The following is a 9323-nucleotide window of genomic DNA, read 5'->3' as shown; positions in this document are numbered from 1 at the left end:
AGATAATGGTGTTTTTAATTCATGAGTCATGCTATTTGTAAAATTCTTCTTAAGTTCAAGAATTGTTTTGTTTTTATTAATTGCCGCACTTAGAAACGCAATTGTTGTTAAAACTAGTAGCAAAAAGATAATTATTAGTATGATAGAATATTTCATTTTCAATAGCGTTTGCCATGTAACGCCACTTAGTAAAAGACCTATTTTCTTATTCGTTTTAAACCAGGAATATTTTGGGGAAATGGTATCTGAATAAATTCTTTTATCAAAGTTATTTTTTTGTGACTCGGTAAAAATTTTAAATTTTATATCAATGCCATTTTTTTTTAGATTACGCTTCAATTCTTTTTCCAAACCATTATAAAAAGTAGTGTCAGATACATTCATTGTTTGAATGGTTTGGCCTTTAAAAGTAGAATTAGTTGGAATGGTATCGACTTGAATTTGTATTTCAAATTTTGGTGACTTTGCATTTAATCCTGTTTCAGGTAGAGTGGATGAATAATTAGTACCTAACGAAAAATTACCAAGTTGCGAACTGAGTATTTTCATGTTTTCCGACATGATGGAAGCATTAAAGGCGGCTTCAACTTCTGTAAGAATCTGAAATTTCTTTGCATTATACTCATTAAAAAACCAATAGATTTGAAATAAAAATATAATACAACCAATTATCATACTTACTTTTTTAGCGTTATTTGATATTAATTTATTAAGTATTATTTTCTTTATCATACGTGAATTTCGTAGGTTTTTCAATTGTAACAAAGATAATATGTTTCAAGAATTTTTTTATCAATAATTAGTTATACCTATCGTTTAGACACTTTTCAAACATTTGGTTTTAAGGGTTTAAACTGCCAAATCAAATACTACCCTACTTAATTTCTTCATTATACTGTCTTAAAATTATGTTTCAATTTTTGTAATGTGTTATTATAGTATAAACGCCAACCTCTAACTGTGAAATACGTCAAATCATTTCAAACAAATATACCAAAATAGTTGTAAGAAAAACTTATTTTTAATTAATGCAACTAGGAAACTCTCTCCGATTCAGCACGAATACTTTTGTATTATATTCATTAAAATGAACTAAAATATTATTTTTTTATTATTTTTGGGTTAAATGGAAAAAAGGGTTGGGTAATAATGTCGATATTTATAGTTACTTGCAAAACAATTTGGTCATAATTTTATGAAAGAAATCAGAAACGAAATTAATCTTCTCTTGGAAAAATCCTATGCAATAAGGATTAATAACCTTAATGAAAGTATTAATTTGACCAATAAAGCGCTTGGTTTATGTAATGAAAATAAGATTGATGATTTAAAAGCTCGTTCGTTAACACAGCTATCGCTGTACTACATGATTACAGGCAAGAATGAAATTGCCTATAATTTGTCTCTAAAAAGCATTAAGCTATTTGAAAAGCTGGGAGACGAAAAAGGAATAGCCGACGCCAAATACAATATTGCTGGGTTTTATTATAAAACGAATAACTTTCAAATGGGTGTGGTATATCTTATAGACGCACTCATTGTATATAAAAATCTTAACGACTATCACAATATTTCGAAATGTGAAAAGTCATTAGCTACTGTTTATGACTTTACTGGTGATGTTCAAAAAGCTATTCAATCGTTAAAAAATGCTGTGAAAGCAGCCAAAAAGGTAAAAGAATTAAATCTTGAATCAAATGCTTACAATAATTTATCGGGCATTTACATCAAAAAAAATAAAATTCAAGAAGCCACAAACTATATCTTAAAATCTATTGAAATCAAACAAAAGACTAAAGATGTAAGAGGTCTTGGTTTTGCCATATATGGCAGAGGAAAGGTGTATTTTGCCCAAAAAAAATATACCGAAGCCATAGCCGATTTTAATGAAGCCATAGCCATTCATTCAGAAATGGGAGAGAAACTAGGATTGGTAATGGCTTATACCAAATTGGCTAAACTATATTTTGAGATTAACGACATTGAAATGAGCAAAAAAAATGCTAGAGATGGATTAGATATTACTAATACATTCAACATTTCGATGATTAAAATCAAATTGCTTCACTTATTTTATACCATCTATAAAACTGAAAATAATATAGATAAAACCCTAGAATACCTTGAATATTATGTTAAAGAAAAAGAAAGTGTCCTGAATGCTCAGAATATTAAGACCATAGAAAACTATGACTTCTTAGTGAAGATGAGGGCTATGCAGAAAGAAGCACAATTTCAACAAGAAAAAGCCATCATACTAGCCAAAAGTAATAAAGCAGAAGAAGCTGCTAGAATTAGACAAGAATTTTTGTCAACCATGAGTCATGAAATACGTACACCTTTAAATGCTATTACCACTATAACTACTCTCTTAAACGAAAATACCAAACCAGAAGATAGCATATTATTGGATTCATTAAAATTTTCTTCTAATCATTTGATGCAAATTGTCAATAACATTTTAGATTATACCAAGCTCGATTTAGGCAAAATGAGTTTGGATTTGAAATTATCTAATTTGAAATCACTTTTAGAAAATTTTTGGAACGCCAACAATTTTCAAGCAAAGGAAAAAGGAATTAAATTCAAATTAAAAATTGACAACGAGCTTCACGATTACTATTACTATGATGAAACAAAAATGTCTCAAATTTTAGGCAACTTAGTCAACAATTCGCTCAAATTTACTGATGTCGGTTCGATAAAGTTAGAAGTAAAGGTTGTAAATCAATCGTATAACTATGACACCCTGTTATTCAAAATATCAGATACCGGCATAGGAATTGAAAAAGAGAATATAGATAAAGTTTTTGAAAGTTTTTCACAGGTCAGAACAGGCACTACCCGAAAAAAAGACGGAACTGGTTTGGGTTTGTCTATTACCAAAAAACTCATTGAACTTCATGGAAGCACAATTAATATTCAAAGTAAACTTGAAAGTGGATCACTATTTTTCTTTGAATTGAAATTGAAGAAATCTAAAAATACTGAAGAAAATAAACAAGTTAATTTTGAAAATAATATTAATGGCTTAAAAGTGCTGCTTGTAGAGGACAATGCTATCAATGCAATGATTGCTCTAAAGCTTTTATCAAGATGGGGTATTGTTACGGATCATGCCAAAGACGGTCTTGAAGCTACCAATAAATCTCAAAATATTAAATATGATTATATCCTAATGGACATTCACATGCCTGTTCTTGACGGATACCAAGCTGCCAAAAACATTAGGACATTACCTAATATGAACCAAGAAACACCAATATTTGGTCTTACGGCTGATATTGCCGCAAAAGAAAACGAACAATTTAATTTTTACTTTACTGATTTTTTGATGAAACCCTTGGAGATTGAAAAATTAAAAGTTGCATTATGTTCTCTATAATATTATTGCCAAGCATTTTGTTGTACTAATTAAACTCAAATTTTCCCGAGTTGCACATAGTCTCCCGCCTTTTAAGCCATAAAAAAGTAAAGGAGTCTTCAGAAACCCCAGGCATCAGTATGTTTTACTTATCCAACACTTCCAAAAGCACTTCGCTTTCCGTAGCATTAGGCATGGTGATTTTTAGTTTTTGTGCCAGTGTTGGTGCTATTTGAGTGATTACTTTTTTGTCGTGGGTTTCCCCTTTTTTGATATTCCAACCATAAAAAATAAGCGGCACATGGGTATCATAACTATAGGTAGTCCCGTGAGATGTTCCAGTTGCGCCATATTCAATAAAACCGGGTTTGTCTAGAATAACCAAATCGCCATTTTGGGTAACGTCATATCCTTTGGCAATAAAATTTAAATAGTAATCGCTGCCTGAATTGGTTAGAATTTCTTCTTCGGTATAGACTCTTTTTACATAGTTTTGCGTCATTAAAAAGTCTTTGAAGGACTGTTTTACTTTGACTAACTCCAACCCTTTTGTCTTGATAATTTCTTTGTTGAAATACAAGTTGAAACTACTATAATTGAGTACCAAATCTTCGCCAAACGTCTCGTTAGAGAATTTCTTTAAGGCAGCTCTAATTTCTTTGGGTTCAATATTAGTCACTTCATATTTATTATCTTTTAAATGTTTGGCATTTTCAGCTCCGGCATGATCGGCAGTTAGGAACACCAAATAGTTTCCTTTGCCCACAGTTTTATCCAAATAGTTTAGAAAATCAGCAATGGTATTATCCAAACGCAAATAGGTGTCTTGTAGCTCCATCGAACGTGGACCAAGGATGTGGCCAACATAATCAGGAGAAGAAAAACTTATCGCTAAAAAGTCGGTAATATCGTCTTTTCCTAGTTGTTCTTTTTCGATGGCTAGTTTGGCAAAATCGTTTACATAATCATTTCCAAAAGGGGTTACTCGTATAACTCCCGCATCGTTTTTATCATACATGGCTTTTAAGTCATAGGGGAAAACGGGTTTATCTACTTTGTATAACTTTCCTTCATAGGGATTGTCATCGGGCATACTTTCATCATAAGTAGCTATAGGTTTTAATAAATTCCAACCTTGGTTGATGTATTTCATGTAGCTTTTTTGGGCATTAAATTCAGTTACCCAAGTTGGTAATGCTTCACCATAAAACGTACTCGAAATAAAACTGCCTGTTTTGCTATACCAAAATGCCCAATTGGCAAAATGTCCTGCCGGAAGTATAGCGCCTCTGTCTTTGATACTAATACCGATAACTTTTCCTTTGAAATTGGTTGACAATCGCAATTCGTCGGTAATGGTGGTGGTTTGTAAATTTTTGGGTGACATTTCGCCTTCGTCTTTTTTGCCATCGCCTATGGTTTTTACAGTGGCATCATCGGTACAATACACTTCTTTTCCCGCGGTTCGGCTAAACCATTCGTTACTCACAATGCCATGCATGGCTGGTGTTGTTCCAGTGTAAATGGAAGCGTGTCCAGGTGCGGTATAAGTAGGCATGAAATTATAGTGCATGTTGTGAAACGTATAGCCATCATTCATTAAACGCTTGAATCCGTTTTCAGAAAAATCATTTTGAAAACGGTATAGGTATTCCATTTTCATTTGGTCTACTACAATGCCGACAACCAGTTTTGGGCGTTGCTGGGCTACTAAAGATAAAGTAAAGAATAAGAAAAATAAAGGAAGAGACTTTTTCATGACAAATTATTTTAGGCAATTGGTTGATTGTTGTTTTTTATTTTTTAAACACATAGAAAAATAGTTTTTATGAAATAGAATCAAGGCGTTTCACTTTACTATAATGTGAACCATGTATGGTCTTTTCAATTCTTCTTTTCTATGTTCTATGTGGTCTTATTTTTTTTAATAGTACCTGATAGTTATTGAAACAAAAATACTATTTCAAAATGAAATGTTAGCATAAAAAACAAATGCATACCAACTACTGTATGCATTTGAAAAAAAAAACAATTATCTAACAACATTCAAAAAAAAACTATTTCAAAATCATAAACGTACATCTTCGGTTTGTGGCATGCTCTTCCTCGGTACAATCATTATTAGGACAAATTATCAATGGTTTTGTTTCGCCATAACCAACAGAGGTTAATCGCTTTCTAGGAATTCCATTTTGTACTAAATATTCTAGGGCAGAAGCAGCTCTTTTATTGGACAATCTCAAATTATACATTTCAGAAGCACGGGTATCGGTGTGAGAGCCAATTTGAATTTCCATATATGGGTATTTTTTCAAAAGCCCAACCAATACATTTAATACTTGCTCCGCTTGTGGTTTGATATTCCATTTATCCAAATCGAAATAAATATTTTCTAACTCAATTAGTACAGTACCATCCTCTTTCTTATTGATAATATCTTCAGCATCATAATACGATTCTACTTTCATTTGCAAGTCAAGATATACTTTCCCTTTTTGGCTGGTGTCAAACTCGGCTTCAGCTGGTATGTAAAAATCTTTGAAAGCCATTATTTTGTATTTCTTGTCGGGCTCGGTATTGAATGTAAAATCACCATCCTTACCCACTAAAATTTCCTCTAGTAGATTTCCTTTATCGTCAAATAGTTTTACTGTGGCACCAGGTAAAAGTTCTAACGATTTCATATCTCTTACTTCCCCTTCTACTAAGTATTGTACTTTGTTATCTTCTCTAATAAAAGTGTATAAGTTGTCATCACCCGTTCTGTTGGAAGCAAAATATCCTTTATCGTTGGCTTCATCCAAAATGAAGTTAAAATCGTCCATTTCGCTGTTGATACTGGAACCCAAATTCAAAGGTTTGTCATATTCGGTTTCGCTTAATTTTAAAGACATGAAAATATCTAAATTTCCATTCCCTTGGTGTCCGTCAGAAGCAAAATAAAGTGTTCCGTTTTCTGTAACAAAAGGAAATTGTTCACGGTGAATGGTGTTTATAGTTTCGCCTAAATTTCTGGGTTGACTGTAGGTTCCGTCCTCTAAAACATCGACGACAAAAATATCCATAGAACCAATTGTCCCTTTCATATCGCTGGCAAAATAAAGTTTCTTTCCATCTTTGGTTAAAAAAGGATGTTCAACAGAATATTCATCGCTAGAAAAAGGAACCATGGTAATATTTGTCCATTTGCCTTCTTTAAATTCAGCTTTAAATATCTTAACTGTAGCTATTCTTTCCTCTCCTATTTTCACTTGTTTATCACCTGTTCTATTGAAATACATCGTTTTACCATCGGCACTGAAGGTGGCTGAACTTTCGTGATTTTTGGTATTGATGATTTCAGGGAAAGGTTCCACTTTTACTAATTGCCCTTTACTATCCACAGAAGCAGAAAACAAGTCGAGATAAGGTCTTTCATTCCATCCATAGGATTTACTTTCTGCGTTTCTAACTGATGCAAATACTACTTTATCACCAAAGAAAGAAATACCAAAATCACCATTAGTTTTATTCTTGGACATCATTTCTAATTTGAAACTGTCTGGAAAATTTCGGGTAACATTTTTCATGAATTTTGGAGTGTTCTGCTCAAAACCAACATATTCAGACATGATGGCATCTCCTTTATCAAAGTCTTTAATTCCTTTCAATGCGCTTGCATATCTAAAAAAAACTTCTTTATCAATACTGTCTTTGTAGGTAAAAAACAATTGTCCGTAGGCACGAACCGCATTAGTCATTAGAAAGTTGAAATAATAGCAATCACCTAGATTTTGTAAAACTTCTTTCGATTGACCCAATTGCTCATAACCAACAGCAGCTTTGACATAGGATTTCTTTGCGAACAAACTATTAGCTTTTTTTATCGTTATCTTTTTCTGAGCAAAAAGAGTAGTGATACTACAAAAAATAAAAAGTATGTATAGCATTTTTTTCATCATTTCCATTTTAAAAGAATCGTGGTGATTTATCATACCCTTTTTTTGAAAGTCGATTTAAGTCTAAGTTGAACAAAATAAACAACTCATGCGAACCCGTATTAAAATTTCTCAGGTTGGTGAGAGTGTAATCATAGGCATACCCTATCCTTAATGATGGCGTTACATATAAACAAGCAAGTCCACTTACTGAGTCTCCTAACCTATATCCTATACCTGCTTCAAATTTATTGTTGATTAATACATTTGTTGTCAAATCTAAAGCTACGGGTGCTCCAGAAACTCCTTTGGCCATAAAAGCAGGTTTTACTTTAAAATTATCATTTCCATTAAAGGTAAAAACATAACCACTTGTCAAGAAAAAGTGGACTGCTTCTACACCTGTTGTAGTAATTCCGTTGGTGTTTTCGAGGTGTTTTGTAGTTAATAAATTTGGGGCAGAGAAACCAACATAGTAATTTGAACCGAACAAATAAGTTCCAGCTCCAATATTTGGAAAAACTTGACTTACATTATTTTGAAATGCCGGATCGGGTAAGGGATCAGTATATTGAAATCCATTAAAATTTGTATCAAAAAGGGTAACACCTCCTTTTACTCCAAATGATAATCGAGTCTCTGCTGAAAGTTGTAAAACATAGGCAAAATCAACAAAAATGTTATTTTCATTGACCACATCTCCAATTTCATCATGTACAAATGAAATACCCATTTCCACTTTTTTAGATATGGGTTTGTGTACAAAAAAGGATTGAGTAGTTGGTGCTCCTGTTATCCCAACCCATTGTGCTCTGTACATACCTCCCATGTTAATTATATCTGGAGTTTCAGTAGCATATGCTGGATTAATAACACTCATATTGTACATATAATGTGTGAACTGCGGATCTTGTTGTGAATGCAACAAGAAGGAGCAGAATACAAGAAGTGTTGCTAAAAAATATTTTATTTTACGTATCATAAATGTACTCATTTCTGCTTTATCTATTTAGATAAACTCTACCTTGAATGTCTTTTCTTGTTCCATCATTGAAATACAGTATATAGAAATAAACACCTGTAGGCAACAAATTATTACCTAAAGCAACTCCACTATCGGTAGCGGTTCCGTCCCAATTTGGTTTGTTTTTATTTCCAGTAAACATTAAACTTCCATAACGGTTATAAATTTCTAATTTGAAATTTGGGTATAATAATGCCAAGTTTGGAATCTCGAATGTGTCATTAATTCCATCATTGTTAGGAGAAAATCCATCTGGAATGATAACATCACAAATTGTTAAATCAACAGTAACCGGAAGACGTTGGCTTTCACAACCATTTGCGGAGAGTACAGCTCCATAATATGTTGTTCCATTTATTAATACCTCAGACGGACTGTATGCAGTTCCTCCTGTCAAAGCATTATACCAAATAACATTAGGTGTTCCAACAATATTTGCTGATAAGTCGGCAATGGTTGGTGCAGGAATATTGGTTCCGCAGAAAAGTTCTCCTCTATCATTCAACACCGGCGCTGGGTCTGATACGACATTGAAATTACCTGTAAGTGAAGTTGCTCCGGTTATTCCACAAGTATTGCTTGGAGAAGTTAGCGCAGTGATTTGAATTGTTGATTGTCCATTATTTACTATACTAACGCCAGGAATAGTAAATGTTGTTCCGCCGTTTGTAAACGTTACTGGTATTGTTGCGGTTCCCGAATTTGCTCCTGATAACTGGTATGTTAATGAATAAGTTCCATCGGGTAAATTACTAATTCCGACTATGGTAACATTACTATCAGAATTAGGACAAGTATCCTGAGCTGACACTGTGGCTCCTAATGTACTTGGAATTGGATTAATTGTGAAAGTAACGGTTGCGTTTTCAGTTGTATTGGTACATCCTGTTACTGCTATAATTCCATTAACTGTTAACGTATAATTTCCTGCAAGTGTAAACACTGAAGAAGGTATTGAAAACTGACCAACACCTGCTGTTATGGTAACATCTCCTGAATTTCCTGTAGTAGGTGTTGC

General features: G+C 33.0%; 6 protein-coding genes. 1 reads left to right on the top strand and 5 read right to left on the bottom strand.

What is annotated here, in order from left to right:
• Positions 1-675, bottom strand: a 675-nt coding sequence (locus ACK5ON_RS09820; RefSeq protein WP_409822048.1) for a hypothetical protein, incomplete at its 3' end; no start/stop codon positions are given.
• Between the two features lie 520 nt (positions 676-1195).
• On the opposite strand from ACK5ON_RS09820, the gene ACK5ON_RS09815 reads away from it, so the two are divergent.
• A complete protein-coding gene (locus ACK5ON_RS09815; protein WP_409822046.1) occupies positions 1196-3385 on the top strand; it encodes an ATP-binding protein in 2190 nt (729 codons plus the stop codon).
• A 124-nt stretch (positions 3386-3509) separates the two neighbouring features.
• Here the strand turns inward: ACK5ON_RS09815 and pafA are convergent, their stop codons facing one another.
• The 4 genes from pafA to ACK5ON_RS09795 all read right to left on the bottom strand — a co-directional run.
• Positions 3510-5123 (bottom strand): alkaline phosphatase PafA, encoded by a 1614-nt coding sequence (pafA, locus tag ACK5ON_RS09810; protein WP_409822044.1) that lies wholly within the window; start codon positions 5121-5123, stop codon positions 3510-3512.
• Between the two features lie 298 nt (positions 5124-5421).
• Entirely contained in the window at positions 5422-7338 is a 1917-nt protein-coding gene (locus ACK5ON_RS09805; RefSeq protein WP_409822042.1) for an OmpA family protein, read from the bottom strand.
• Positions 7313-8263, bottom strand: coding sequence for a type IX secretion system membrane protein PorP/SprF (locus ACK5ON_RS09800; RefSeq protein WP_409822040.1), 951 nt, complete (start codon positions 8261-8263; stop codon positions 7313-7315). The genes ACK5ON_RS09805 and ACK5ON_RS09800 overlap by 26 nt, the downstream gene beginning before the upstream one ends.
• A 19-nt stretch (positions 8264-8282) precedes the next feature.
• On the bottom strand, positions 8283-9323 hold a 1041-nt coding region (locus ACK5ON_RS09795; protein WP_409822038.1), incomplete at its 5' end, for a gliding motility-associated C-terminal domain-containing protein.

This window comes from Flavobacterium sp. (assembly GCF_046317795.1).
Lineage (GTDB): Bacteria > Bacteroidota > Bacteroidia > Flavobacteriales > Flavobacteriaceae > Flavobacterium.
The sequence above is the reverse complement of the archived record's forward strand: the minus strand, read 5'-3'. Positions and strand labels throughout refer to the sequence as shown.

What these genes read in the sequence shown, in the direction of transcription:
- pafA (WP_409822044.1), bottom strand. Translation starts at nt 5,123, where the DNA reads ATGAAAAAGTCTCTTCCTTTATTTTTCTTATTCTTTACTTTATCTTTA.
- ACK5ON_RS09805 (WP_409822042.1), bottom strand. Translation starts at nt 7,338, where the DNA reads ATGATAAATCACCACGATTCTTTTAAAATGGAAATGATGAAAAAAATG.
- ACK5ON_RS09800 (WP_409822040.1), bottom strand. Translation starts at nt 8,263, where the DNA reads ATGATACGTAAAATAAAATATTTTTTAGCAACACTTCTTGTATTCTGC.
- ACK5ON_RS09815 (WP_409822046.1), top strand. Translation starts at nt 1,196, where the DNA reads ATGAAAGAAATCAGAAACGAAATTAATCTTCTCTTGGAAAAATCCTAT.